The organism is Agriterribacter sp. (assembly GCF_035497235.1).
Classification (GTDB): Bacteria; Bacteroidota; Bacteroidia; order Chitinophagales; family Chitinophagaceae; genus Agriterribacter.
Map to the genome: position 1 here is coordinate 133,341 of NZ_DATJEB010000038.1, position 25,854 is coordinate 159,194.

A 25,854-nucleotide genomic window follows, 5' to 3' on the forward strand; every position below is an offset into this window, starting at 1 on the left:
AAAAAGATGAAAATGATCATGCAAAATAATATATCTGTTAAACCATTGTTTTTTTCGGCATTGGGATTTTTATGTTCCCTTGCAACGGTAAAAGCCCAGGATCCGCTAAAAAAGCAAACAATTGAAATTACTTCTTCTTTTAAGCCTGAAATAAAAGAATCGGCTAAGATTAACTTTGTTGCAGCGCCACCTGTACCTGATTCCGCAAAACCAAAATTCAATTATACTATTCCCATTACCAGCTTATCGCTGGTATACCAGCCGCTTGCCATTAGCCCGTTAGCACTCAGCATAGACTCTGCCTCCCGTAAATGGGATGCCAGCAATTTTGTGAAGTTAGGTTACGGTAATCTTCAAACGCCGTTTGCGCAGGCAGGGCTGAGCTTTAACAATAGCGACAATGCCAACCTCAGCATTTTAGCGCATTACATTTCTTCCAAAGGAAAGGTGCCGCAGTACCAGGAATATACCGATGCAGGCGTAAGTGCGTATGGCAGTACCATAACCACCGGAAAGCAGGAGTTGTACGGTAAGCTTTCTCTTGATAATGACAAGTATTACCTGTATGGCTACGATCATGCCGCCTATCAGTTTGATAAGGGAGACCTTTTGCAAAGATTTTTAACCCTTGATGCCAATATCGGCTTCCGGAATACAGAACCTACAGCATTTGGCTTAAAATACCACCCCGATGTTCAACTCTCTTTCTTTAACAACAACCATAACGGAAAGGAATTTAACGCGGTGGCCGACTTGCCGTTAGAAAAGGCCATTAGCGATGCGCTTAGCATTAAACTGGGCGTAAATGCAAATTACACGCAATATGCTTCCAATAATACTGCCCGTACTATTAACAATACGGTTGTAACGGTTCCATTTGCCCTGCAGTTCAAAAATGAAACCGTTAATATTCATGGCGGTGTTGTTCCTTCATGGGATAATTCCACATTTAAATTACTACCCGATCTTTTGGCAGATTTTAAAGTAGGCGGTGAAGGGCTGATCGTTCAATTAGGATGGCTGATGCATTACGACAAGGGGTCTTACAAACGTTTCGCTTCCATTAATCCCTACCTGGCACAACCGGCACAATTATTAAACACCCGCGTAAATGAAACTTTTGGCGGCATAAAAGGCACATTCTTTGAGCACTTTTTTTACAATGCCAAAGTGGGCCTTGTACAGTTTTATAATATGCCCCTGTTTGTAAATGATTATGGCGTTCCCGGGCTTTCCCTTGCCGGCAACCGGTTTTCGATACGTAATGAAGAAAAGCTGAACGCTTTTCAAATGCACGGAGAAGTGGGTGTAGTGCAGGCGGAAGACTTTTCATTAACGGGCCGTTTTAACTGGCTGCTCTTCAACAAGCAAAAAACGGAGCCACAGCCCTGGGGCATTACGCCAAGGGAATTTAGCGCTGCACTGCGCTGGAAAGTATTAAAAGATCTTTGGTTTAAAAGCGACCTGTTCTTTTTTGAAGGCGCCAAGTACCTGAAAAGAGATGGCGGCGTTGCCACAGGCAGGCACCCCGTGGATTTGAGCGCCGGACTGGAATTTAAAATAACCAAACAGTTTAACCTGTGGGCGCAGGCCAATAATGTTTTCAATAACAAGTACCAGCGCTGGAACCAGTATAATGTTTACGGCTTTAATATACTGGGGGGCATTATTTATAACTTTTCTAAATAGCACCATAACCAAAACCCGGCACAACCGGGGTTGAGTAGCAATGCAAATTCCCGTTCCGGCTGTATCAAAAAATATTATCTTAGAGGCATTGTAACTCGTTTAAAGCATTTTCATGTTTCATATTCTTCATCAATACCTCATACAACATAAGTCGTTAAGTTTACCCGGACTTGGCACTCTTGAGTTACAGAACATTCCGGCTATCAGTAATTTTTCGGATCATATGATTGAGCCGCCCATGCAAAAAATAATTTTCGATGACATGCATGATGCGCCCGATAAAGACCTCTTTCAATACGTGGCTGCACGGTTGCATATAGAAGAATGGGAAGCCATTAAACGGGTAAACGACTTTTCGTATGAATTGAAAAACCAATTGAAGGAGGAAGGAGAAAAGGTATGGGATAAAGTAGGTGTGTTACGTGCCGAACTGGGTGGTAGTATTACGCTGGAGGCCAAAACCATTACCTACGATTTTATGGAACCCGTGCCTGCAGTACGTATCATCAGAACCAATGCCAATCATACTATTTTAAGAGGCGATACAGAGGTAAGCGAAAATTTTATCCGGCACCAGGCTGGTCATGATGCCATTTACCCTGCAGATGAAAAGAATAGCTTCAGGCAAAGATGGTGGATGTGGGCCTGCGTTTTAGGCGGTATAGTGCTTTTACTGTTGTTCCTGCATTTGTATAAATCAGGATTTACGCTCAACAGCCTCCACAATACACAAAAGGTAACGGTAAAAGAGGCGCCGGCAACCTACCGGCAGGAAAAATAAATTACCACCTAATATCCTGTAGTAATAAATAAGTAAACTACCGCCAGCAAAGACGCGGCGCCAATGACCAGCACTATCATTTCCATTTTATTATTATTGCTTAAGGCAGATATGGTTTCCAGCAGGCGAAACTTACGCAGCCCTGTATGAACCGGTTGCATAAAACCGGTTGCCCGATACCGCCGTTCCGGATGTGTATGCATATAACCGGCATTATATACGGGTGCAATTACAGGAGGGTTTTCTATTAATTCTTTTTCACGTATTTCCACCTTCACCATATTGGGTTGAGCAACAGATTTTATGGTTCTGATCCGGATATGCTCTACTTTAGGCTGTAAGGCCACAATATGACTGAGTTGTTTTACAGCCGCCTTCTTTTTAGCAACCGGTTTATCCTGTACAAAAGCCCTGTCAGCTTTGTTCCCGGAATCCGGCAGGTTTGCTCTCCTGCTTTCTAAGCTATCCTTACCAGGGGCCGGCATTTCCAAAGGCGGTGCAAATACCGCCAGTTCGCTGATCTCCGATGGATACTTCCACGAAAAACTTCTCTTTTCAATCCAAACCAGGTCATAGGCTTTTAAACCCATCACCTTCAATTCCTCAAGTGAGTAAGGCCCCGATTCGGTATTATTCCGCAATAACAAATATTCTTTCATGAACATATCATTTTATCAGAGGTTCAATTACGAATATTTCAAAGGAACGGATAATAGAAAATAAATAAGATGCCTATGGCATGGATATTCAGAGGAGAAGGATTTGAAATGAAACAGGAAGTACCGGCGGAATCAGGATCAAAGGTATTGGAGTATGATCAAAAACGGTACAGTTTACCACTAAAAATTGGCAAACTGTACGTTAATATATTATATTAAGCGGTTATTTGTATAAGATAATATTTGCTTTTCACCTTGCTATAGTTTAAAATTGAAGCCGGTTGCCGCAAGTGCTATTAAGCCTGTTATTACGGCGCTCAATCCACTTTTTAAAAGGCCGCGGGTTTTTCGCATTTGTTTTTCTTCAACCTGTTCTTCTTTCCTGTTGTTCACTTTCCATATGGTTGTAAATTTATCATAATCAGCCTTGTATTCCGGAGTATCTATTATTTGATCAGCGCCTATTACAGGGTAGGAATGATTTAATATAGCCTGAGCCACGTCTACAGCTTCCTGCTCTGCATTATTTTCTGCAGCTACTTCATCAACCGGCAGCCTGAAGCTTTGCGCTCTTACCAGGTATTCATAACCGGGAGTTACATCATACAATACCGCATCGGGTTCCTGAATATATTGAATGTTCACTTTTTTGTAATCCATCTTGGCCATATGCGCACTAAAGTAAAGAATTTGTTTTTCTTTCCGGTTATTTACTGCCGAAGCTTCTGTAAGCTCAACAGGCAACGCATATGCGCAAAACTCTTCCAGTTCCGAAGGATATTTCCATGTAATGCTTTCTCCTTCTATCCATAACAGGTCTAACGGCTGAAGCCCTATCTGAAGTAAGCAGGTTTTTGTGTAATACCCCATTTGTTTGTTGTTCCTGAGCAATTGATACGTTTTCATAATTTTAAGATTTTAGAACCGGCTTTACAAAGGCGTGGATATATACGGATTATCATTAACTGGTGTGAAGATACATACCAATCCCAGAGTCATTCTTCGAAATCGGCCAACGCCGCTCATTTTTCGATTAATGGTAAAAAATGTTCTTTTATTGCCGTGCGGCCTGCCTGCTGAACAGGAAAAGTTGGAGCGTCCAGCCCAAAAGCATTACGGCAAGAGCGCCAATGGCATTGAGCCATAAAAAACTAAGGCTAATAATATTATGCTCATTTAGCAGGAACAATGTAATAACCAGCGCTTCGCCCAGTATAGCTCCCCAAAATACGGCGTTCCCTTTTACGGGTTTACTGTAAAACGCCAGCAAAAACACACCCAGTATTACGCCATAAAAAAGAGAACCCAGGATATTTACCGCTTCAATTAAACTGTTGCCCAAATTATAAGCAAACTGGGCTACTATAATACAAAATACGCCCCAGGCCAGGGTATACCATCTCGCTACGCGGTAATCACCCGCATCATCAAGATCTTTATTGATAAACTTTTTATGAATATCTACAATGGTACTGGACGCCAGGGAATTAAGCGCCGCGGCTATACTTCCCCACGATGAAATAAAAATAACAGCAATCAGTAGTCCGATCAATCCTTTGGGCAGGTAATCCAGCACAAAACGCAGGAAAATATAATTTGCATCATTGGAGTCTCCTCCCACTTCGGGCTTCACCACCAGCCCTTTAAAAGCAGTACGCAGGCTGTCTCTTTGCCGGTTAATGTGGCTAAGCTCCGTTCGGTTCTCTGCAGAAATACTGGTTGTTCCGCTTGCGGCAATAGATTGAACCAATTGCTTTTTCTGTAAATCAACCACCTGGTAATGACCCTGTATTTCCGATAGTGACCCCGCATATTTTGAATCGCTTACTTTTTGAACCTGGGTTTGATTAAAAAACAGCGGCGCGTCATGAAACTGGTAAAAAGCAAAGATCAGTACCCCCAGCATCAGTATCAGGAACTGCATAGGCACTTTAACCAGCCCGTTCATCAATAAACCCATCCGGCTTTCTCTAATGGATTTTGCCGTAAGGTATCGCCCTACCTGGCTTTGGTCGGTTCCGAAATAGGATAGCGCAAGGAAAAACCCGCCAATTATTCCACTCCATAAATTATACTTATCATTCCAGTCGAACCCGCCGCCTTCCTTAACGCCGGTTGTAATTACATTGGTTTTACCCATTGCTCCGCCTATCTTTAACGCGTCAAAAAGACCAACACCCTCCGGCAAATATTTTACAACCAGCCAGCCTGCAATGAACATACTGGCAAAAATGATAACGATTTGCAGTTGCTGTGTATAGGCAACCGCTCTTGCCCCTCCGGCTACTGTGTATATGATCAGCAGTCCTCCCATAAAAATATTGGTCCAGTAAATGTTCCAGCCTAACAGGGAAGAAAGGATAATTGCCGGGGCATAAATGCTTATGCCCGTAGATAATCCCCGTTGCAACAAAAAAAGAAAGGAAGTAAGGGTTCTTGTTTTTACATCAAACCGTTTCTCCAGGAACTGGTAGGCAGTATATAACCGGAAATTATGAAAAATGGGAACAAAGGTTACGCACAGCACGATCATGGCTAACGGCAATCCAAAATAGTATTGCACAAAGCGCATACCATCTGTATATGCCTGCCCGGGGGCCGATAAAAAAGTAATGGCGCTGGCCTGCGTACCCATAATGCTGAACAACACAATATACCAGGGCATTTCGCGGTTACTCAAAAAATAACCATCGAGGTTCCTGGTGGTGCGGCTCTTGTATACACCATACAAAATAATAACGGCAAGGGTTATAACCAGTACAAACCAGTCGGGATAACTCATGAAAAGATTTTCGTAAAATAAGTAAATAATACAATCAGCAACAGCAGCGCCCCTGCAACAATAAAGTACCAGGCATTCCAGCTTTTAAATACAGGCGGACGTTCATTGGATTGTTCCATACTATTTATTTAAATGACCGGCGCAGCAGCAATGCTACAACAATACCCATTAATATACCATACCCCACTTTTTTGAAGATCAGTGTTACTAAAATACCCAGGGCTACACCAATAACTACCCCCACTGCCGATCCTTTATTAATATTATTCTTTTTTTGCTGTTCCATTTGTTTTTTGAAGATTAGGATTAGCCACCAAATTAGCAAATAATCGGTAAGCGCCGCCAATACCGGCAGGTAATTGCCGGAAGAAAACCAATCCCGTGTAAATAAAACGCCCGCTGCCATAGCGGCCTACGATCAGGCTTCCGTGCTGCTCTTCTTCGCCGGGGTCTTTCATGCCCAGTATACTTTTATATGCTTTATCGGGTGCTTCAGCAAAATAGATCCCCCTTTCCTGTATCCATCCCTCAAAATCTTTTGAACTGATTTTATTGGGCCAGTTCAGTACGGGATCTGCGGGCTGCAGAAAATGAACAGCGGCATTTTCATCGGTTACTCTCCCTCTTGAAATCTCAAACGGGTAGGGACCGATCTTTGCGTTGAGCGGCCCGCTGAAATTGCGGGTATTATATTGTACCACAAGATTGCCGCCTTTCTTTACATAATCCATCAGCGCATCATATACATTATTAAGCCAGTCATTTACATTATAGGCGCGTACGCCTGTCACAATAGCGTCAAAACCATTAAGACTGCCGGCAACGATATCTTTTTGATTCAGAAAACTAACTTCGTATCCCATTTCCTGCAAGGCTTCCGGCACCCTGTCGCCGGCTCCGGTAATGTATCCCACTTTCTTTCCGGCTGTAATAATTTCATCTTCTATTATTTTTACTTTATTCAAATAAAAATAAGTAATGGCGGGTATGTGGGCGTATTCAATTTTACGGATCGTATAGCTTTGATACCGTTCTTTGTACGGGGCTGTAAGATCAGCAAAAAAGCGAAGCGCTTTTTCTTTTGTTTTCTTTAGTATATCACTTGTTTTTAAAACATAGCTGACCGCATCATTTTTGCGAAGCGATAAGGCCGTATCTGCTAATATACTGTTCTTTACCAATTTATCTCCTTTATATTCATACTGGTAATATTGTGTTTTGGCTTTTTGAAGCGATGCGGTTAATGCCGTTACATTGAGCTTTATGTTAGAAACCGGGTGCCGGTTGAGCCGGGTGAAAACGAACTGCGGCGACTCGTTTAACGATAAGGCGGGTACAACGGGCAGGGGTTGGTATACTTCACCGCGAACAGGATCGGTATATTTGTAACGAACGGGCGTGGAAAAAAGGAAGACCTGGTTATCTATTTTAGCCGACAGCGTCATTACATACGCGGGGGGACTTTCCGGCAAACCAATCAGCAACTGATCATCTACTATAAAATGACCTTCATTTAATTCTTTTTCGAGCCAATACGGTTGTGATACCGGCATATTAACGGGCACAAAAATGGTTTGGGTGTAAGCAACCAACTGGTTGGCAGGTAACGGATCAGAAAAGGAATAGCTGAATGGCGCTATTACTTTAGCAGATATATTCAATCCTCCCCTGTTCACAATATTGATGTTCACACGTAGTGAATCGCCTCCTGCAATGTAAGCCTCATGCGCGGTTGCTTCAAAGAATAAGCCGGAACATGATTGTATCAATCCTAATACTTCTTTCAGTTTTTGCTCTTTCCAGTAAGCAGAAAGTCCGCTTTCGTCTGCTATCATTTTATACAATTTTGCAAGACCACTGACGGATTTTTCGGGATGTTCAAAAGAAAATCCATTAATAATTGTGTTAACCAGGTGAGGCAACTGCAACCGGTCTAATACGCCAAAGCTTGCTGCTCTTTCCCATCCTGTTTCCACACCGTCCATCAAATCCGCTTTGGGCGCCTCCCCGGCTACAGGTGAAAAATACTCCCATGCCGATCCGCGCTGGGCCGCTACGCCAAAGCCCTGGCTTTTGTGCTGGCTGCGGCTTTCGGCGGCTATCTCTCCATATCCTTTTCCTAACAGGGTATTGTACCCGCCAACATCCATTTTAAACTGGTCATCGCTTTGCGTATTGTTACCGCCAAAATTGAAGGTATTCCATACAATGCGCCTGGCCTGCCAGGGTTGTACGCCTTTCTTTAATTGATCGGGGAACCGTTGCGGATCGGCAGCGGCAACAAAAGCCTCATGCGCCAGCACAGCCGAAGCGGAGTGGTGTCCGTGACCGGCACGGCTGTCTTCCGGGAAACGGGTAATGATCACATCGGGCTGAAATTTACGGATTACCCAAACCACATCGCCAAGTATCAGTTCTTTATTCCACTTTTCCATGGCCTCTTCGGTGCTTTTGGAAAAACCAAAATCGTAAGCTCTTGTAAAAAATTGTTCCGCCCCGTCAATACGGCGGGCCGACAATAGTTCCTGTGTACGTATTAAGCCAAGCTCTGTGCCCTGTTCATCGCCAATTAAATTCTGTCCTCCATCACCACGGGTAATACTGAGATAACCTGTGCGGTATAGCTTTTCATTTGCCAAATAGGCCAGTAGCCTTGTATTTTCATCATCGGGATGTGCAGCGATGTATAAAACGCTTCCCAATACATTCAGTTTTTTTAAGCGGAGTAAAATTTCAGAGCTGTTCAGCGAAACGGGTGGCTGGGCCTGTGCAATAAAAAAGGTGAAAAGAAATAAAAAAGATACTGCCATTTTCTTCATGCTGTTCAACTTTTATCCGGTTATCTTTAGCACTACCGTTCCCTTACTTCAACAGAAATGTAAATGTAATGATTACCCTTTAAAATGAATGCTATGGGAATGGTTAAATCCGAAGCCGAAAGCCGTGGAGGAATGAAGCACGGAGGCACAGTGGCACGGAGAATGTATATATACTTTATGGTTTTAAGCACAAAAAATAAATAAATCTCAAACCCGCAACCCGGTGGAGGCAATGAAATTCTATGAGGAGTACAGGAGGAGGAGTATGCATCTTATCATTAGTAGTTACTCAACTGACGGCTGACACCTGATAGCTGATTGCCTGATGTTCTTCAATACGTTCTTTGCCTGAAAACCTTTCTGCCTCTGTCGCCCGTTCCGCTGTTTTTGAAGCTGTTGACATGACTTGCTGAAGGCACTTTATTGATGTTACTATGAACGGAATCCATGTCATAAGGATGGCCGTTAACCACAGGAATAGTTCTCCGGTTAAGTTTTTGAATATCATTCAATAAAGGCTTTTCACCCTGGTCGCAAAAAGAAATGGCAATACCGGCCGCGCCTGCCCTTCCTGTACGTCCTATGCGGTGTACATAGGTTTCAGGTACATTCGGCAGGTCAAAGTTAATGACATGGGAGAGTTCATCAATGTCAATACCACGCGCTGCAATATCCGTTGCCACTAATACGCGGGTCTTCCTGCTTTTGAAATTCTCAAGCGCTCTTTGCCGCGAATGCTGCGATTTATCGCCATGAATGGCCTCGGTACGGATGCCCGCAGTATTTAGTTTATACGCCAGCTTATCCGCGGCATGTTTCATTTGGGTAAATACCAGCACGGTTTCAATAGACTTATCCTGCAACAAATGGATCAGTAAAGATTGTTTGTTTTTTTTCTCTGTGAAATAAACGGATTGCTGTATAATTTCTACTACAGAAGAAACAGGGGTAACTTCAACCTTTACCGGATCTTTCAATAATACAGATGCCAGCTTACTAATAGCCGGGGGCATGGTTGCAGAGAAAAAAAGTGTTTGGCGCCGGGTGGGCAGTTGAGCAATGATGCGTTTTACATCGTGTATAAATCCCATATCCAGCATGCGGTCTGCTTCATCCAGCACAAAATATTGAATATGGCTAAGGGATACGATTTTCTGTTGCATTAAATCCAGCAAACGGCCTGGTGTAGCCACTACCAGGTCTACCCCTCTGCGGATAGCCTGCACCTGGCTGTATTGTGCAATGCCACCAAAGATTACCGTGTGTTTTACATTTAAAAACCTTCCGTAAGCTTCAATACTTTCACCAATCTGTATAGCCAGTTCCCTGGTGGGCGTAAGTATTAAAGCCCGGGGCTGCTGTAAAAATGAGGCTGTTTTTTTCTCCTCATGAATTAGTTGTAAAACAGGGATGGTAAAGGCGGCAGTTTTTCCGGTACCTGTTTGGGCACAGCCCAGCAGGTCTCTTTTTTGTAAAATAGGAGGAATTGATTTTTCCTGGATTGGAGTGGGCTTTGTATATCCTTCTTTGCTCAGGGCCTGTAATACAGGTTCTATAAGCTGCAAATTGTTAAATGACACTTGTAATTTTTTTAAGTAATAAATGAGTGATAAGGCTATCAAAAATGATTGATACTTTATCTGCCTTAGGTTAAGCGGTCACTATAATGGAGGAGATAAACTACTACACAAAGGGAGAAAGCAATAACATTAAGAGCAGCGAAGATATAATAAATAGCTGAGAGAAAAAAATGCTATATAGGGAACAGTACAATGCATCTGCATTAAACACCATAAATTTAATACTCCACCTTCTTGAATTTCGTAGGGTGAAGGCAGTTCATCGAAATAAACAGGCCATCGGTCGAATTGTACAGAATAAATACTTAGTTAAACTAAATGCAACCCTATATTTGCTCAGGTTTTTCATAGGATATTGGATTTAGAAACGGGGTGCATTTTTATGCTGCCCCTTTTTTATTGCTAAGTTGAAGTGTTGTAACTCAACCTTAGTTAATGGAGAATGGTTTTTTATAAATCAATAAAGCTATTACAACCGCTTATGTGACGAATAATGCTTAATTTCTAACAGGTGTTAAATACAGTTTCTTGCTTGTTATTGGATTACTCATTACAAGTGTTGAATCGGTTAATTCATAAATCGTTTGGTAAACATTATTATCGGGTTTGTCTCTCGGATCCCAATCTCTTATAGCATTATCAATATTAGCATGCCAGTCCCAATTTTGGCGCCCAACAGTGCTGTACAGACCGCCATCCTTAAAGTATCTCCAGAAATAAAAACCGCTTGCGGAGAAAACGACTTTTGCCTCAATAATTTCCTTCTCGCTGTACCTGTTGAGCTGATCATATACATCCATTCCTCCTTCTTTTTTACTAAGCGACCAGTCTCTGCATAAAAACCTGGATGCGCCGGCAGGAATGGCTTTAGGGTCTTTCACAGCCAAAAATTTATCAATAATTTCTCCTGCAAATAAATCAAAAAAAAGAGAATCATCCTTAACTGTTACATTTAATAATGAATCATTTCCCCACAAACCAATTGATCTATTCTCTTTTACTTTAAACTCCCCTACTGTAGTATGATCCGGAGATAAAATAGTGAAGATAACAGTGCTGTCGGAAAGGAACTCCAAATATCCAAAAAGAAGATCACCGTTTGTGGGTGCATCCGGATATCGTATATCCCATTTACCAATAATATCACCCATAACCAGTGGGTTTTGTTCTTCCGGCTCAGGCTTGTTGATTTCTTCTTTATTACAGGCAACTATAAGCAAACAAATGATAAAACAGACCAAACAACTTTTCATAAAACCCCTTTCGGGATAAACGCAGTAAATCACCAGAAATTGCAATGATTTATTATCTTCCTCTCTCAGGTACAAGCGTTCTGGCTGTAGCGTTTACATTACTTTGCAGAATTTATGGCCAGTTTTGAGTCGCGCCGGGGTCTGCTCATAAAAAGCCGTTATGAAAGGCCATGACACCCTGCGCTGAACGATGTCTTTTACGGTATATGTTTTACATTTTGGATTAGTATTGTATTTACTATTCGCCTGGATCTCGCCCACACTTCTTATCCATCCGGCGAAGATCCCGGCGGTACGAAAATTGATATTCACCCGGCGCAGGTTTGGTAGCACTGCTTTGTGTATTGCCAAACCTGCTGCCGTATTATTACTTTTCTCAATTGCTAAACAAATACTGCCAAAGTTTACACTCCTGGCAGCACCCTTGAAAGTTCAATTGCGTTCTTTTGTTCTTTTTTATCCACCGTTAAAGAAAAAATTAAATTCCCGGACCGGTCACTCTTTGCTTTTAAATAAATTTTCCCGTTTTTAGAGATAGCATAGCTACTGTTAGGCTTCAGCGAAGATAGTTCATACGTTAATTTTACCGCGTTCGCCGATGACCTCACCTGCCATTTCCTGCTATCTGCATTCCATGTATCAATGTACAGGTCAACAGTGTTATGTTTGCCGCGCAATATTTTCATAGCCGGGCTGGAATTATCCCTATGGAAGTATAATAGCTGACCTTTTTTTACCTCCATTCCAAAATCTTGCGTACTGTGTATGGAAAATGAATCAGCGCTCAGTGTATAATCATTCTTTGAAAGCAACAAGGTATAGTATTGATGCCTGAGCCAGTACTGAACCTTAGTGCCGTTAAGCGCTTCCGTGAGGCTGGGATCAATATACAAACGGTTGTACTTTGGCTGAATACCGTATATATTACGGTATAAGCCAACAACGGACAACGCGTTATTGGCCAGTATGTCGCCGCCCTGGCCCGCTTGCTTTCCGCGACTGTACCGCTGGTAAGCCAAGCCGTCTTTCTCGTACTGATCCAAAACATTCCTGATATATTTAACCGGAATTTCAGGATTGTGCTGTTTATAAGCCCTGGTACCTACTTCACCCCATCCAAGAAAAATATCTCCGTTTTCATAATTGGGAAAAGGATAATTTACGTGCAGTCCTTCATCTTCGGCGAACGGGAAAAAGCTTATCGGCCACATAAAAAGATTTTCTTTCCCCATTAATGTTTCCACCTTATCCAATATTGCCTTTTGCCGGGCGCTATCGTCACAAATACGATAAGCTATAGCCATAAAATTTACGGGTGTAACAAGATTATTGCCATGTACCCGGTCATCTTTATCGCGCCAGTAAACATACCACTGATTGCTTTCATCCCAAAAGCCGCCTTCCTTTGTTGACTGGTTAAACCGGCGTTTTAGTTTATCCGCAAGCAACAGGTACTGATCTGCCCGCGCATTATCGCCCAATATCTTTTCTATTTCAGCCCAACTGGTTAAGGCATAATACATTTTGGCATTGAGAAAAGCATTTTCGTATGATGCCCAGATCACGTCTATCCAGTCGCTTCCCTTTTTTTCTTTGTATGAATCCGTCATTGCTTCTATTAACCCGTCATTATCCGAGTCTCTGCGCAGCAAATAATCCAGTACCTTTTCGCATTGTGATTTATGGGTTCTTACCCAGCTAAAATCACCATTCATGTGAAACAATTCTGCAACATTTATTACCTGGTCGGTATTTGAATCCAGCAACCTTCCCCACTGAGCTTCATAAAAGCCATTGTTATCATAGGTACCCGGCTCTTCATCACCCTTAACATAAGCCCAGCGCGATTTAACACGGCCGTCTTTGGAAATAGCGTTATCGCGGTAGTAATCCAGGGTTTGTTGATAGTTTTTAAGATAGTTGGAATCATTTATCCCAAGCCCCATCTGGGCAATCCATTGTTCGTGCAGCACCGCAAATCCCGCGCTGAGATGCCAGTTGTTAGAGCCAATAATGTTTTCATCAATAATACCCACCCGTGCAATGGTGTTGAGTACACTGCCTATGGACTTACCGTTGAATCCGGGAAAGTCTCCCCTGTAAAAATCCTTATCATAATCAAAAGCCTTCAAACGATAGGTAATGCTTACTGTGCCGCTTGCTTCCAGGCTATCCCAGATGTCCTGCCGGTTTCCAATAAACCGGCTAAGTCCATGTTTTGTGGTAAGCCTGTTATTACTGGCTGTATAATGGAGTGTCCATTTGTTATCCGGCTGACGGCTGAAGCGTACGGCTACCTCTTGCTTTGGACTAACAGGATATATGCGAAGCCCTGATTTTTTATCTTTATTCCAAAGTGTAACAATGCCGGTATGATTGGCAAACGATGCATTGGGCTTATCAAAAAGCTTGCACCATGCTACCCCTCCTGTTCCCAGTAAGGCTCCCGTCCAGGTTTCCATATTATTAAAGGACCATTGCGGGAAACCGGTGTCTTCTAATGTAAGCGCACCGGGATATTTTCGTTCAATGGTCCAGTCTATATAGTCATCATAGGAATGAAATGTCCATTTTTCTTTGACCGGGTTATTTTTTTCGCCATAGTAAATACCGTCTATTAAAAGCCCGTTTTTTATAACACTCACTTTAGGTGCGGGAATTTCCGACCGGGTACTGAACCACTCCCCTTTTAGTTTAACCGAACTAAAAATACCTTCATCATTAAATACAGGCGCTTCACCCGGTATCTGCACTTTATCTATTACACATTTTTTGTTATAGTTAATATGCAAAACAAGATTACCATTCCGATCCTGTACTTTAACTGAGCTGTTCTGTTCTTTTTCCTGTAATGCCGGCTGGCTATAAACAGGCAGTTGCAGGTGTACAATCAGTATAAACAGAAAGTGCCTGATAGAAATAGTATTGATCTGCATTTCCAGTATTTTTTTTTATTTTTTAACATGTACCTTATAATCGCCGGATCCCAGGTTCAGTACTACCCGGCCGGTTACCTTATCTTTTCCCGAATCAATGGTTTTCGTTAAAGGCTTACCATCCAGGAAAATATTTTTTTCAGTACCAACCGGAATATATACTGAAGCCGTTGTATTAGGCGGAATGGTAAAATTCCAGTCAAATGCTTTTTCATCTGTTTTCCAGCTACTCAATATTACACCATATAATGATTTAAAAGAAGCATCAACAAATTTAAGGTCGCCTACAGGCTCCGGCTTTAAAATAATATGTTTGAAACCCGGATGCTCAGGATCATAATTTATACCGCCCAGCGTTTGATAACACCATGCTTCAAAATTACCGGAAAGAATTTTTTGGCTTTCCCCATTCATGCCCGGCCCCGTAGTATCGGAGTTCCACAACTCCCAGCTGGTAGTTGCTCCTTTGGATATCATATAGCCCCAGCTTGGCAAATCTGTTCGCGTTGCAATGGTATACGCTACTTCAGGATGCCCCGCATTCGTTAGCACCTGCATCTGCCACTGCATACCGATCAATCCAACAGAGGTATGTCCTTTCCTTGTTTGCATAATATCTTTCACCAGGTTGCTTATCACTTTTTCTTTATACGCATCGGGCACCAGTCCAAATGCCAGCGGAAGCACATACGCACATTGCGACCCGCTCTGGTAAATACCATTTTGTTTATCCAGGAAACGGTCATTGAAAGCGGTATACATTTTATCGGCCAGTTCCTTAAAGTACAATTCATCTTCCTTGTTGCCTAATATTTTTGCGGCTCTTTGAATTATCCTTGCATTATTGTATATATAGGCCGTTCCCATTAATCCCTTCGGTGTTTGCTCGCCGGAACCACCCATGTTTATGGCATTCACCCAATCTCCATAATCGCAGTGATCAGTAGTAAAGTCAGGCTTGAGATATGCGTTTTTAGTGAACAGCACAAAGCGCTTCATCATCTGGTAGTTGTCTTTCAAAATGCGCTCATCACCATAAAAGTTATAAAACCAATCGGGTATAACAGTGGCTACACTGGGCCAAAGAATACCTTTTCCGTTAAAGGTCCAGTAAGGAGGAAGGATCTCCTGCAGGCTTCCATCGCTGCCCTGGTGTGTTCTGTAGTTGTGTAAGAAATGATCGTAAAATCTTGCCACATTAAATACCCATCCTTCGCTTTCAGAGGTTTTGGCAGGATGCCCGCTCCAGGGCATGCGTTCATCCCTGTCTGGTTCCATAGGCAAGCTCCTGTTCTGCATCCTGGTACCCCATTTCGCATTTAAATAAACACGATTTAATAATTCATTGGAGGAAGAGAACATACCTGTCTTTTCAAAATCAGTATGTGTAACAAGCCCTTCGAAATTGTTAATATCAGGCGTTCCCGGAAAACCTTCCACCTGCACCCACCGCGTAGCGTTTCCGCGAAACCTTGGATGCCAGTCTTCTTGTCCGTCTCCTTTTAAAGTATACTTATCCATATTCAATGCACTGCGATCGTTCTGGTACTTCAGCGTACCATCGGGCAAAACATTAAAACTGGAATGCAGGTTTACGGTGGTACCGCGGGCGCCTTTTACTTTTAGCCGGATAACGCCGTAGAAAGACTGACCAAAGTCTACCATCCATACACCTGGCTTTGGTTGTAAAATTCTTTTGGGATGTATAATTTCGGTTACGCGTATCGGTTCAATTACCTGCGCTTCCATTCTCCCTCCCGGGCTTTCCATCATCTGTGCGGGCTGCCATTTGCTGTCGTCAAATCCTGCCGCAGACCATCCCGGCATCTCCAGGCGGGCATCATATTCTTCTCCATCATACTCATTGCTGGCACGAACAGGTCCATCGGCTGTAGCCTTCCATTTACGGTCAGATACAATCACTTCTTTTGTACCGTCTTCGTACTCCACATGCAATTGCATCAATAATCTCGGATACCCGTAATTGTGCATAGGAACGGGTACTTTTATCCTGGGTGCAAAAAACCTGCCGTTACTCAGCACCACTCCTATCGCATTATTTCCACGCTTCAATTCGTTTGTCATATCAAAACTAACATACAGCAGCCTTTCATTATACCCCGATAATGCCGGGTTCATGAGTTGGTCGCTGATGCGTTTGCCATTCATATATAAATCAAAAAAGCCTACACCGCATACATAGGCTGTAGCGCGTGATACTTTTTTTTGTACTGCAAACTCGCGGCGCAGCATTCTTGATGCCAGGCGGCGATGTTCTGTTACCGTATCTTTGATTTCAGCATCACCATTCAATCCAATCCAGCTTCCCGTCCATTCTTTTTGATCGAGTAATCCCATTGACCACAAAGCAGGTTCACTCCAGTCGGAAACCATCTCTTTTCCGTTACCTGGCTTTACCCACACCCTTACTTTCCAGTAGCAGCGCATTTCAGAACGAAGGGGCTTTCCGGTAGCTCCATTCTGCACAGCCTCTCCGTAAGTAATATGCGTAGCATTTGCAGACGCTACTTTTTTGGAATCCCACAAATCACCCTTATTCATTTTTAATAATGCCGGAGATGATGCCACCAATACCTGGTATCCTGTTTGCTTAATATCTTGCAAACTGTTTCCTTCAGGCGGCTTAATGATCCAGCCGAGGCTGGGTTTCACCATATCAATGCCAAGGGGGTTATCAAGATATTCACAGCGCAGCTCAGTTACAGCCACTACCTGCTTTTTAAAACCAGGTACCGATGCAAAGCTGATCATTGCTAAAAGAAAAGCGCATATGACATTGGGGTATCTGTTTCTCATCAACTCAGTTTTATAATGCCCTTAAAGATGATTTGCTTATCATAGATAAAAGCGTAGCATGCAAGATTTTGATTATTCCGTATGCGCTAAAAAGATAACAGGAAATAATTGTTACATTATCTCCTGTTATTTACTATGCCGTTGATACTAATAGCCTGAATTCTGAACCAGGTTTTTATTGATTTGCTTTTCTCTTGCCGGAATAGGATAAACTAATTTTTCCGGGGTTACATTAAAGGCTGCGGGCAATATCCAGCCGTAGATAGCTTTTAAGCGGGTTCCTTTAGCTGTAATTGTTTCGATTGCTTTACCAGTACGGATAAGATCGAGCCAGCGATGATTTTCAAAGGCCAGTTCGTGGCGCATTTCGGTAGCAATATTTTCTTTGGTGGCTACACCCAGGTCATCCAAACCTGCCCTGTCGCGCACCTGGTTGAGATAAGGCAATGCCTCCGGTTCTCTGCCTTGTTCTGCCAAACATTCAGCCAGTAATAATAACGCTCCCGAATACCTGAAAACAGGAAAGTTGTCTGGTGTATTGAAAGCCACTGAATAAGGCGGATGAAAGTATTTTTTTACCATATACCTGAAACTGCTACCCGGTGCCGGCGTATAACCTACAGGGCTCTTCATTTCTGTAATGGTAAAGTCTTCCACGCCACTGATGGTGCCTTCTACCACAGCAACAGATGCAGGCAGCCTTTTATCGTTGGCTTCATAAGATTCAACCATTTCATCTGTTGGCACATTCCATCCGCTGAAGATATTCATGCGGCCTCCGTCAAAGCCCATGATCAACTGGGGATTGGTTGCCTTTGGCATAAATTGCCATGCAAACTGGCTTTGCTGCCCGCTCACTAAATCCGACATATACTGCACATCGAATATAGATTCACTGTGATTTTTATTGGCAGGGTCAAATACATCTTCGTAGTCGTTAAGCAACGAATAATTCATATTGGTGATATCCTTTAATTCCTGTTCGGCTTTCGGATAATCACGTACAGGCTGTGTCATGTATACATAGGCCAGCAACATTTTTGCAGCGCCTTTGCTTGCACGGCCCGTTTGGGGAAAACTGGTAACGGTTGGCAATAGCGGAATAGCTGTTGCAAGGTCTGTTTTTATTTGAGTATATATCTCATCAACCGTATTACGGGGTTTAAAGGATTCTTCCGCATTCTGTATCTGTTCCAGATGCAAAGGCACACCACCGTAGTGCGTAACCAGGTCAAAATAATAGAAAGCTCTCAGAAACATAGCTTCACCCATGAGGGTATCTTTTGCACCCTGCGACAGGAAGTCGCTTTTTGTAAGCTGGTTGAGTATGGTATTTACTCTCGAAATACCAGCATAATCACTGCCCCACCTGTTGCCGGGCGAATTGGGGGTAGCACTTGATTGCGCGTTATTCGTAAACTGTGAATAAGCTTCCCTGTGAGGTTCAAAGCCGCGGTTGGCCTGGTAAATAGTAAAGAAGGTATTGTCCGACCTCATTTCGTCCTCATAAACGCCTATAATAGCTACATCACGTAAGGGAACATATGCCGCGTTCATCGCCTGCATGAACTGGGTACGATCTTTAAAAAAGGATGCTGAGCTCAATGATGTAGGCGGGGTGAGGTTTAAGAAATCCTTGCTGCAGGAAGAAAGGAAAACCGCCGATATGACTACTAATAATATTTTATTCTTCATAATAATGAGAGTTTAAGTGTAGGTTTTAAAATTGAACGTTTACACCTAATGTATATACTTTGGCTATGGGGAATGCTGTAAAGTCGCGACCTAACCTTAAGCCATCTAAACCATTCAAACTAATTTCAGGGTTCATGCCCGGGTATTTAGTAAACATAAATGGATTTTGAGTGGTAAAATAAACGCGAACACTTTTTATTGTTGCATTGGTGTTGAGCGGTACGCGGTAGCCTAATGTGATATTTTTAACAGCAAGATAAGTACCACTGAACACCTGTCTTGTAGTAAAGTTCCTGAAATCAGCAGTAGTACCTGCCCTGGTTCTGGGATAAATGCCGGCACCGGGATTTTCTTCTGATCTCCACCTGTCAACTACGCCTTTCCTAACATTAAATACACCATCAAGATTTTCTGTTGATTGATAGGCATCATCCGCAATATCGTTGCCTACAGAACCCGAGACCATCACGCTGAAATCAAAATTCCTGTACTCCAGGCTGTTGGTCATACCAAACAAAAAGTCGGGATTTGGATTGCCGATCCAGGTTCTGTCATTGGCGTCAATTTTTCCATCAGGTTTTCCGTCAGGACCGCCAACATCTGCAAACCGCGCAGTGCCTACCATTGATGTTGAGTTGTGCGGCTGCGTTTCCCATTCCTGCTGCGTCATGTAAACGCCGGTGTTGATATAACCATAAAACATCCCGATCGGCATTCCAACAGCAGTTCTGTTGTCATCCCAATATTCCTGGTAACCGCCTATAGGCGCATCATTAGTTCCCAGTTTTTTAACAATGTTTTTAGGTATGGAAATATTGAAGTTTGTGTTCCATGTGAGTGCCCCTGTCAGATTCCTCGTATCAACCGTAAATTCATGACCCCAAAAATCAAAGCGGCCGATATTGGAAGTAATAGTAGAAAAACCGGATTGTACAGGGATGTCAATCCCATATAATAAACCATCTGTTTTTTTACGATAGTAGTCGTATGCAAATGAAATACGGTTATTCAATAACGACACATCCAGACCAATATCATATCCTTCTGTAGTTTCCCAGGTTAAGTTAGCATTACCAATGCCATTTAAAGCACTTCCTGATGCCAGCCGGTTATTGAATACATAATTGGATTGGGCTACGCCTGCCAGGTAAGTATAATAACCAATATTATTGTTACCTACTTTACCCCAGCTACCTCTAAGTTTAAGGAAGTTGATGGCGCTGATGTTACTCATAAATTTCTCATCCGACACTACCCAACCGGCAGAAACAGACGGAAAGGTACCGTACCTGTTGTTGGTTCCGAATTTTGATGAGCCATCACTTCTAAGTGCAACCGATAAAATGTATTTACCATCATAGTTGTAATTGACCCTGCCTATATATGATAATACCGAGTAATCGTTAGCGCTTACTGTACCAATTCTGGTAGCCGCTACGTTCAGCCATTCAATGTTATTATCAGGAAATTGTGAACCATTGATGCCGCTGTTTTCAAACGTAACTTTTTGTGCAGTATAACCCGCGAACGCTTCGATGTTATGCTTTTCAAACAACTGCCTGGTATAAGTGAGCGTATTTTCAGTCATCCATGATGTAAAGCTGCCGGTATTGTAAAAGGCCGATGCAGAGGCAGCAGGTTGCGGTCCGCCCAGGATAGTTGAAGGTCTGAATGCTCTGTTAATTGAATTACTCATATTAACATTGATACTGCTTTTGAATTCAAGCCCGTCAATTATTTTATACGCCCCGTAGCCACTCCCTATGAGTGTTAATGATTTATTGGGATTAACGGTTTCCATTAACACATTGTAATAGTTTGGAGTGGAGAACATGCCGGGAGGAGCGAACCCAATGGGGTAGGTTCCATCATCATTTTTGTATTTCAGCGCCGGATCACTCAGGTAGGCTACCTGTATAATATTACGACCATTGCCGAGACCAGGTGTAATATTATCTGTTTGATGCGTAATACCCGCGTTCAAACCAAATGTAAGTTTATCTGAAGCGTAAAAAGTGTTATTGGTTGATGCGGTAAACCGCTTGGAATTTTGATTGATCATTACGCCATCCTGGTTATTGTAGCTTACGCCTACTACTGATCTTACAAACTTGCTACCCGATGAAAGCGATAAACTGTAATTCTGGATGAGTGCATCTCTCAGTAATACATCAAACCAGTTGGTTCCTTTAGATGGATCAATCTGGTCAGGATTCTGGTATTGCGCAGGCACACCGCCAGTATAGCCTTCATATCTCGCAGCGTCTTCATAATATTCCTTTTTGAACTGTGCAAATTCACGTGCATCCATTAAATCGGGCTTACCGCGGTCTGAAACGGTTTGCAAACCAAGATAGCTCGTGAATTGTATGTTGCGCTGACCCGCTTTAGCCTGGCGCGTGGTGATCAATAATACGCCGTTAGCAGCTCTTGAACCATAGAGCGAAGATGCTGCAGCGTCTTTAAGCACGCTCACCGATTCTATCATATCCGGATCAATGGTATTCAATCCGCTTTCAATAGGGAACCCGTCTACTACAATCAATGGATTATTACCTGCGTTAATAGATGCCGCGCCACGTATACGGATGGCCATATTAGCTCCCGGCTGCCCTGTGTTCTGATTAATTTGAACCCCGGCTAAACGGCCTTGTAATTTTTGTCCTACGTTGGTAACCGGTAAGTCTTTTAATTCTTTGCCACTGATATTACTAATGGCGCCGGTTATTTCTCTCTTTTTCTGTGTACCATAGCTGACTACTACTACTTCGCTGAGGTTTTGTGATACCGCGCTCATAGTAATATTAATGTCGTTGTCGTTGTTAATCACTACGGTTTGTGAATTGTAACCTGTGAAGCTGAATACCAAAGAAGCACCTTTTGCCGCTTCAATAGTAAAAGCACCCGCGTTGTTGGTTTTGGTAGCTTTGTTGGTTCCCTGAACCGTTACAGTAACACCAACCAAAGGATTTCCGTCTGCCAGATCGGCAACTATTCCGGAAACTTTTAAAAGGTTCTGAGCGGAAGCATAACTGTGAAAGCCGAGTAATACAATCAATATCATACTACACCTCTTCCAGGACGGGAATGGCAATCCTCGTTTTTTCATAATAATTAATTTTGATTTTTTCAGATTTGATGCTGTGTTGTGAAAGTAAAAGTGAGTTTTGGAATAAAAATTAATGTGCTAAAATTACTGCAATGGTAATTGAGTTAAAATATACATCCTGACAATTCATTTATACTTTTTGCTTGATGATTTTTTTATTGTTAAAACAGGATAAAAAATTTATTGTTCAGCATTATTTATTAAGCGCATTAAAAACTTTGATTGCCGCTCTATAAAAGCTGGTTAATAAAAATAAAACCCTGCCTTGATGAAGGAAGGATATCTGATGAACAGATTATCTTTTTTTTGATTTCGCCAAGCGAATGGGCCGATACCGGGTGATTCAAAGATTATGTAAAAACATTTCTTTATTCTGGCAGCGCATATTCATCCGGAACCTCTACCCTAACAGGCATTGCGCCGGCGTATACCCATATCATAGACATGGATTGCGGAAACTGATTAGTAAAATAATGTATCCGTCCGCGCGGCTGTAACGCAGTAGCTAAGTCAGACATAATATATTCTCTTCCTTCCACAAAGCAGGTTGCTTTTCCGGAAGTAATGCAAATAGATTCATCAAAGTCATGAAAATGCGCCGGCAACCTGCCACCTTCATAAAAAAGCCCAAACCCGCCGCTCATACCAATTCCAGGCATCATGCTGTCATTAAAGAAATCAATAAATTCAGTATTCGGTCCGGCACTGTAACGTCTTGCAAAATTGTAGCGGGTAATACGTTCAGGTCCGGCATGCCCGCAAAAATCATCAGGTATATTTTCAAATTCCGTTGCAGGCATTTCTGCCAGATCACGCTGTGGTAAATCAACCGGCATAGCGATATGCAAAACCGCTTTCTCCTCCACAGACATATTTTTAACACAATGAGCCTGCCCTTTTGGAATAGTAATATTATCTAATGGCTGAAGAAAATATCTCCGGTTCTCTACTTCAATGCACACGCTTCCGCTGATGAGTGTAATGGATTCCGAATGCGGATGTGTATGTGCAGGTAATACCGTATAACCTTTATCAAATGTTACAATAGCCGTAAATAACGCTACTGCATTATTGTGTGCTCCTGTAAGCGCTTCACAAATAATCCCCGGTCCTAATTCAATTTTGTCGCCTTCACCTGTTTTGCAAATTGTTTCCAAACGATCAGATTGCGGAATATTGTCCGGTAATACATATTGTTCAACCGGTTTGATATCAGTTACAGAAAGGTCAGGTTTGATATTACTTTCCCGTCCCAGCTTTGTTAAAAAATTATTCAGTGTTTTTAGAATCAACCCACCATCGGTGCCTAAACCTATCATGCGAAACCCTTCTTTAGTCCTGTTTAATATATCGTCCATACCGGACGCTATAATACCACACGATTTTCCTGCCTGTACAACAGCATTTTTAACAGTATTAATTTGAGCGGCAACGCCGGGGCCTTCCCACTGTCCTGCATAACCTGCCGAAGCGGAATAATCGGCAGGTCCGAAAAAGAAGATATTTGTACCGGCTACTTCCAGCATTTCTCTGATATTATTTCCGCCGGAAACAGATTCAATAATAGGAACGATCAAAACATTGTCGTTGGCCTCTTTTACATGATCTGCAAAACATGCTCCCCAGGCGGTGGCGCGTTCGGCGCCAATAGCGCGGCTGCCGGCAGGCGCGTATTTTGCAAAAGATAAAGCACGCTGCAACTCCGCCGCGGTTTCTATATGAGGAATAACTATTCCATCTGCACCTATATCCAATGCACGTTTAATAAGCGCTTCATCAAGATGTGAGATACGAACCAATACTACGGTATTGCTCCGTACCGCGGCCCGTATATGTTGCATAATATCCTGCCAGTCGAGATGCCCGTGTTCTGCATCAACCACCACCCAGTCCATACCGCATGCTACCGCTATTTCAGTAATACTGGCCGATTCCAGCGTTACCCATAATCCATACACACACTCGTTATTACCCAGCTTATCCCGGAATGATTGAATTGCTTTCGTTTTCATTTGCTATGCTGTGTTAATAAATTACGCTGCTTAAAAAAATAGTTTCAATTTCTAAAAGCCGCTTCAATAATATTTTTCAGCCGGATTGTTTCCGACAAAGTATCCACCCGGTTGCATTGCTCCCATTCTATCCAGATATATTCAAGCCCTACCCACCCGGTATAACGCATGTCTTTTAGCTTTTTAATGATAGCTGTATAGTCAATCGTATTATCGGTCATGGAAGCCTGTAGTTTTCCTTTTCTTGCACCACGGGCATGGAAATGACTGGCATGGCTTAGTAAAGGATCCACCTGTTTTTGCGCATAACCCTGCTGGGTAAAATGCGTGTAATCCAGGGTGAGCGTTAATCCGGGAACCGCCTTCATCAAATCCAATACATAAGCTGGCTTTATAAAAGGAGAACCAATATGTGCTTCAACGGAAAAGGAGAGGTCAAAAGCTGTCGCCTGTTCTACCCGCCAGTTTAATTCATCATAACTACGGTGGGCACACTGTTCATAAGATTCTGTACCAAAACGCATACCCGGCAGGCAGGTGATATGATCGGCTCCTGATGCTTTAGTATAGTCTATACATTTCAGAAATTGTTCCCGTGCAAATTGCCTGCGCTTTTTTTCGGGATGATTGATAGCGTATTTTGCCGGGCTATTATCTAATTGTAAATAAATATCTGTTGCTGCAAGCCCCCGGTCCTGTAATTTTTTCTTCAATGCCCGCGCCTTCCTGCCGATATGCGTAAACTCGGTTTCCGCAGTTAAATGTGACCGCCCGCTAAAAAGTCCGATATCTACTCCTTTAAATCCTAATAAAGCAATAAGGTCAAGTACTTTTTCATGTGTCAAAAGCGGGAATGTGAAGTCGGCACACGATAATTGCAGCTTTTTCATACCTCCTCCCCTCCTTTCCATTCTGCTGTGGCAAGGTAACCGCCATCTACAATTAAACTTACCCCTGTAATTCCGGCAGAATCATCAGAACACAAGTATCCCACACTACGTGCAATATCACCTGGTTTAAGTATTTGACCGCCCGGCACACGCCTCAGCCGCTCCCTGATATCGGATTCCCTTCCCATGTGTTCTTTTAACATAGGGGTATCCGTTATACCCGGACAAACCGCATTACACCGTATACCTTCACACGCGTAATCTATCGCTATAGATTTGGTGAGCATGATCACCGCGCCTTTCGAAGCTATATATCCCGGCGTTTTGGCCTGCCCTACAAAACTACTGACTGAACCTATGTTTACAATATGACTTGAGGTATGTTTTCTTAAATGCATATAGGCATATTTAAAACTTAAGAATATGGCTTTCAAATTTACATTCATCTGCCAATCCCATTCTTCAGAGCTGTACTCGTGTAAGCATTTTACAAAATTAACAGCCCCGTTATTAACAAGGATATGCAGATCTCCAAACCGTTCCACCGTGTCTGCAATGGAGCGCTGAATGGATGTTTCCTCATTCAGGTCGCAATAAAAAAATTCGGCTGTACCCCCTTTGCTTTTAATGTCATCACTTAATTCATTACCTTCCTTTACCTTAATATCTATCAAAGCAACCATTGCCCCTTCTTCTGCAAAATACTCTGCTATTCCCCTTCCTATTCCCTGTGCAGCACCACTTACCCAAACAACTTTACCATTAAACTTTTGACTCATTATGATGTGTTTTTCTTTTAGCTACAAGCAGCTTTTTTGTTTTAACGTTTAAA

18 protein-coding genes are annotated in these 25,854 nt (G+C 42.6%); 3 read left to right on the plus strand and 15 right to left on the minus strand.

Annotated features, from left to right (window positions below):
• Window positions 1-18 precede the first annotated feature (18 nt).
• Both VL121_RS13305 and VL121_RS13310 read left to right on the plus strand, forming a co-directional pair.
• On the plus strand, window positions 19-1,689 hold the full coding sequence (locus VL121_RS13305) for a hypothetical protein (RefSeq protein WP_325406064.1): 1,671 nt from the start codon (window positions 19-21) through the stop codon (window positions 1,687-1,689).
• Between the two features lie 112 nt (window positions 1,690-1,801).
• Window positions 1,802-2,470, plus strand: a complete 669-nt coding sequence (locus tag VL121_RS13310; protein ID WP_325406066.1) for a hypothetical protein — start codon at window positions 1,802-1,804, stop codon at window positions 2,468-2,470.
• Between the two features lie 8 nt (window positions 2,471-2,478).
• On the opposite strand, the gene VL121_RS13315 is transcribed toward VL121_RS13310, so the two are convergent.
• Complete coding sequence (locus tag VL121_RS13315) at window positions 2,479-3,129, minus strand: hypothetical protein (RefSeq protein WP_325406068.1); 651 nt, start codon at window positions 3,127-3,129, stop codon at window positions 2,479-2,481.
• 75 nt (window positions 3,130-3,204) lie between these two features.
• Between VL121_RS13315 and VL121_RS13320 the strand changes: the two genes are divergently transcribed.
• Window positions 3,205-3,348 (plus strand): hypothetical protein, encoded by a 144-nt coding sequence (locus VL121_RS13320; RefSeq protein WP_325406069.1) that lies wholly within the window; start codon window positions 3,205-3,207, stop codon window positions 3,346-3,348.
• A 39-nt stretch (window positions 3,349-3,387) separates the two neighbouring features.
• Here VL121_RS13320 and VL121_RS13325 read toward each other — a convergent pair whose 3' ends face one another.
• From VL121_RS13325 to VL121_RS13390, 14 genes are all read right to left on the minus strand, one after another.
• Window positions 3,388-4,035, minus strand: a complete 648-nt coding sequence (locus tag VL121_RS13325) for a hypothetical protein (RefSeq protein WP_325406070.1) — start codon at window positions 4,033-4,035, stop codon at window positions 3,388-3,390.
• 148 nt (window positions 4,036-4,183) lie between these two features.
• Window positions 4,184-5,911 carry a sodium:solute symporter family protein gene (locus VL121_RS13330; protein ID WP_325406072.1) on the minus strand — a complete coding sequence of 576 codons (1,728 nt, stop codon included), beginning with the start codon at window positions 5,909-5,911 and terminating at the stop codon, window positions 4,184-4,186.
• Window positions 5,908-6,030, minus strand: coding sequence for a hypothetical protein (locus VL121_RS13335; protein WP_325406073.1), 123 nt, complete (start codon window positions 6,028-6,030; stop codon window positions 5,908-5,910). Before VL121_RS13335 ends, VL121_RS13330 begins: the two co-directional genes overlap by 4 nt.
• Window positions 6,031-6,035: 5 nt before the next feature.
• Window positions 6,036-6,197: a hypothetical protein gene (locus VL121_RS13340; RefSeq protein ID WP_325406074.1), complete on the minus strand. Its 162-nt coding sequence runs from the start codon at window positions 6,195-6,197 to the stop codon at window positions 6,036-6,038.
• Window positions 6,175-8,730, minus strand: coding sequence for a PIG-L family deacetylase (locus VL121_RS13345; protein WP_325406075.1), 2,556 nt, complete (start codon window positions 8,728-8,730; stop codon window positions 6,175-6,177). The genes VL121_RS13340 and VL121_RS13345 overlap by 23 nt, the downstream gene beginning before the upstream one ends.
• Before the next feature lie 332 nt (window positions 8,731-9,062).
• The gene (locus VL121_RS13350; RefSeq protein WP_325406076.1) at window positions 9,063-10,310 is read right to left on the minus strand and encodes a DEAD/DEAH box helicase; all 1,248 of its coding nucleotides are present in this window, start codon (window positions 10,308-10,310) and stop codon (window positions 9,063-9,065) included.
• A 497-nt stretch (window positions 10,311-10,807) separates the two neighbouring features.
• Window positions 10,808-11,563 (minus strand): hypothetical protein, encoded by a 756-nt coding sequence (locus VL121_RS13355; protein ID WP_325406078.1) that lies wholly within the window; start codon window positions 11,561-11,563, stop codon window positions 10,808-10,810.
• 404 nt (window positions 11,564-11,967) lie between these two features.
• On the minus strand, window positions 11,968-14,499 hold the full coding sequence (locus VL121_RS13360) for a glucosidase family protein (protein ID WP_325406080.1): 2,532 nt from the start codon (window positions 14,497-14,499) through the stop codon (window positions 11,968-11,970).
• Window positions 14,500-14,514: 15 nt separating this feature from the next.
• Complete coding sequence (locus tag VL121_RS13365; RefSeq protein ID WP_325406082.1) at window positions 14,515-17,316, minus strand: family 78 glycoside hydrolase catalytic domain; 2,802 nt, start codon at window positions 17,314-17,316, stop codon at window positions 14,515-14,517.
• A 147-nt stretch (window positions 17,317-17,463) separates the two neighbouring features.
• Window positions 17,464-19,011 carry a RagB/SusD family nutrient uptake outer membrane protein gene (locus tag VL121_RS13370; protein WP_325406084.1) on the minus strand — a complete coding sequence of 516 codons (1,548 nt, stop codon included), beginning with the start codon at window positions 19,009-19,011 and terminating at the stop codon, window positions 17,464-17,466.
• A 25-nt stretch (window positions 19,012-19,036) separates the two neighbouring features.
• Window positions 19,037-22,120: a SusC/RagA family TonB-linked outer membrane protein gene (locus tag VL121_RS13375; protein ID WP_325406086.1), complete on the minus strand. Its 3,084-nt coding sequence runs from the start codon at window positions 22,118-22,120 to the stop codon at window positions 19,037-19,039.
• A 368-nt stretch (window positions 22,121-22,488) separates the two neighbouring features.
• Complete coding sequence (locus VL121_RS13380; protein WP_325406088.1) at window positions 22,489-24,132, minus strand: aldolase/citrate lyase family protein; 1,644 nt, start codon at window positions 24,130-24,132, stop codon at window positions 22,489-22,491.
• A 44-nt stretch (window positions 24,133-24,176) separates the two neighbouring features.
• Window positions 24,177-25,043 carry a sugar phosphate isomerase/epimerase family protein gene (locus VL121_RS13385; protein ID WP_325406090.1) on the minus strand — a complete coding sequence of 289 codons (867 nt, stop codon included), beginning with the start codon at window positions 25,041-25,043 and terminating at the stop codon, window positions 24,177-24,179.
• Window positions 25,019-25,801: an SDR family NAD(P)-dependent oxidoreductase gene (locus VL121_RS13390; RefSeq protein ID WP_325406092.1), complete on the minus strand. Its 783-nt coding sequence runs from the start codon at window positions 25,799-25,801 to the stop codon at window positions 25,019-25,021. The genes VL121_RS13385 and VL121_RS13390 overlap by 25 nt, the downstream gene beginning before the upstream one ends.
• Window positions 25,802-25,854 lie beyond the last annotated feature (53 nt).

What these genes read in the sequence shown, in the direction of transcription:
- VL121_RS13305 (WP_325406064.1), top strand. Translation starts at nt 19, where the DNA reads ATGCAAAATAATATATCTGTTAAACCATTGTTTTTTTCGGCATTGGGA.
- VL121_RS13310 (WP_325406066.1), top strand. Translation starts at nt 1,802, where the DNA reads ATGTTTCATATTCTTCATCAATACCTCATACAACATAAGTCGTTAAGT.
- VL121_RS13315 (WP_325406068.1), bottom strand. Translation starts at nt 3,129, where the DNA reads ATGAAAGAATATTTGTTATTGCGGAATAATACCGAATCGGGGCCTTAC.
- VL121_RS13320 (WP_325406069.1), top strand. Translation starts at nt 3,205, where the DNA reads ATGGCATGGATATTCAGAGGAGAAGGATTTGAAATGAAACAGGAAGTA.
- VL121_RS13325 (WP_325406070.1), bottom strand. Translation starts at nt 4,035, where the DNA reads ATGAAAACGTATCAATTGCTCAGGAACAACAAACAAATGGGGTATTAC.
- VL121_RS13330 (WP_325406072.1), bottom strand. Translation starts at nt 5,911, where the DNA reads ATGAGTTATCCCGACTGGTTTGTACTGGTTATAACCCTTGCCGTTATT.
- VL121_RS13335 (WP_325406073.1), bottom strand. Translation starts at nt 6,030, where the DNA reads ATGGAACAATCCAATGAACGTCCGCCTGTATTTAAAAGCTGGAATGCC.
- VL121_RS13340 (WP_325406074.1), bottom strand. Translation starts at nt 6,197, where the DNA reads ATGGAACAGCAAAAAAAGAATAATATTAATAAAGGATCGGCAGTGGGG.
- VL121_RS13345 (WP_325406075.1), bottom strand. Translation starts at nt 8,730, where the DNA reads ATGAAGAAAATGGCAGTATCTTTTTTATTTCTTTTCACCTTTTTTATT.
- VL121_RS13355 (WP_325406078.1), bottom strand. Translation starts at nt 11,563, where the DNA reads ATGAAAAGTTGTTTGGTCTGTTTTATCATTTGTTTGCTTATAGTTGCC.
- VL121_RS13360 (WP_325406080.1), bottom strand. Translation starts at nt 14,499, where the DNA reads ATGCAGATCAATACTATTTCTATCAGGCACTTTCTGTTTATACTGATT.
- VL121_RS13365 (WP_325406082.1), bottom strand. Translation starts at nt 17,316, where the DNA reads ATGAGAAACAGATACCCCAATGTCATATGCGCTTTTCTTTTAGCAATG.
- VL121_RS13370 (WP_325406084.1), bottom strand. Translation starts at nt 19,011, where the DNA reads ATGAAGAATAAAATATTATTAGTAGTCATATCGGCGGTTTTCCTTTCT.
- VL121_RS13375 (WP_325406086.1), bottom strand. Translation starts at nt 22,120, where the DNA reads ATGAAAAAACGAGGATTGCCATTCCCGTCCTGGAAGAGGTGTAGTATG.
- VL121_RS13380 (WP_325406088.1), bottom strand. Translation starts at nt 24,132, where the DNA reads ATGAAAACGAAAGCAATTCAATCATTCCGGGATAAGCTGGGTAATAAC.
- VL121_RS13385 (WP_325406090.1), bottom strand. Translation starts at nt 25,043, where the DNA reads ATGGAAAGGAGGGGAGGAGGTATGAAAAAGCTGCAATTATCGTGTGCC.
- VL121_RS13390 (WP_325406092.1), bottom strand. Translation starts at nt 25,801, where the DNA reads ATGAGTCAAAAGTTTAATGGTAAAGTTGTTTGGGTAAGTGGTGCTGCA.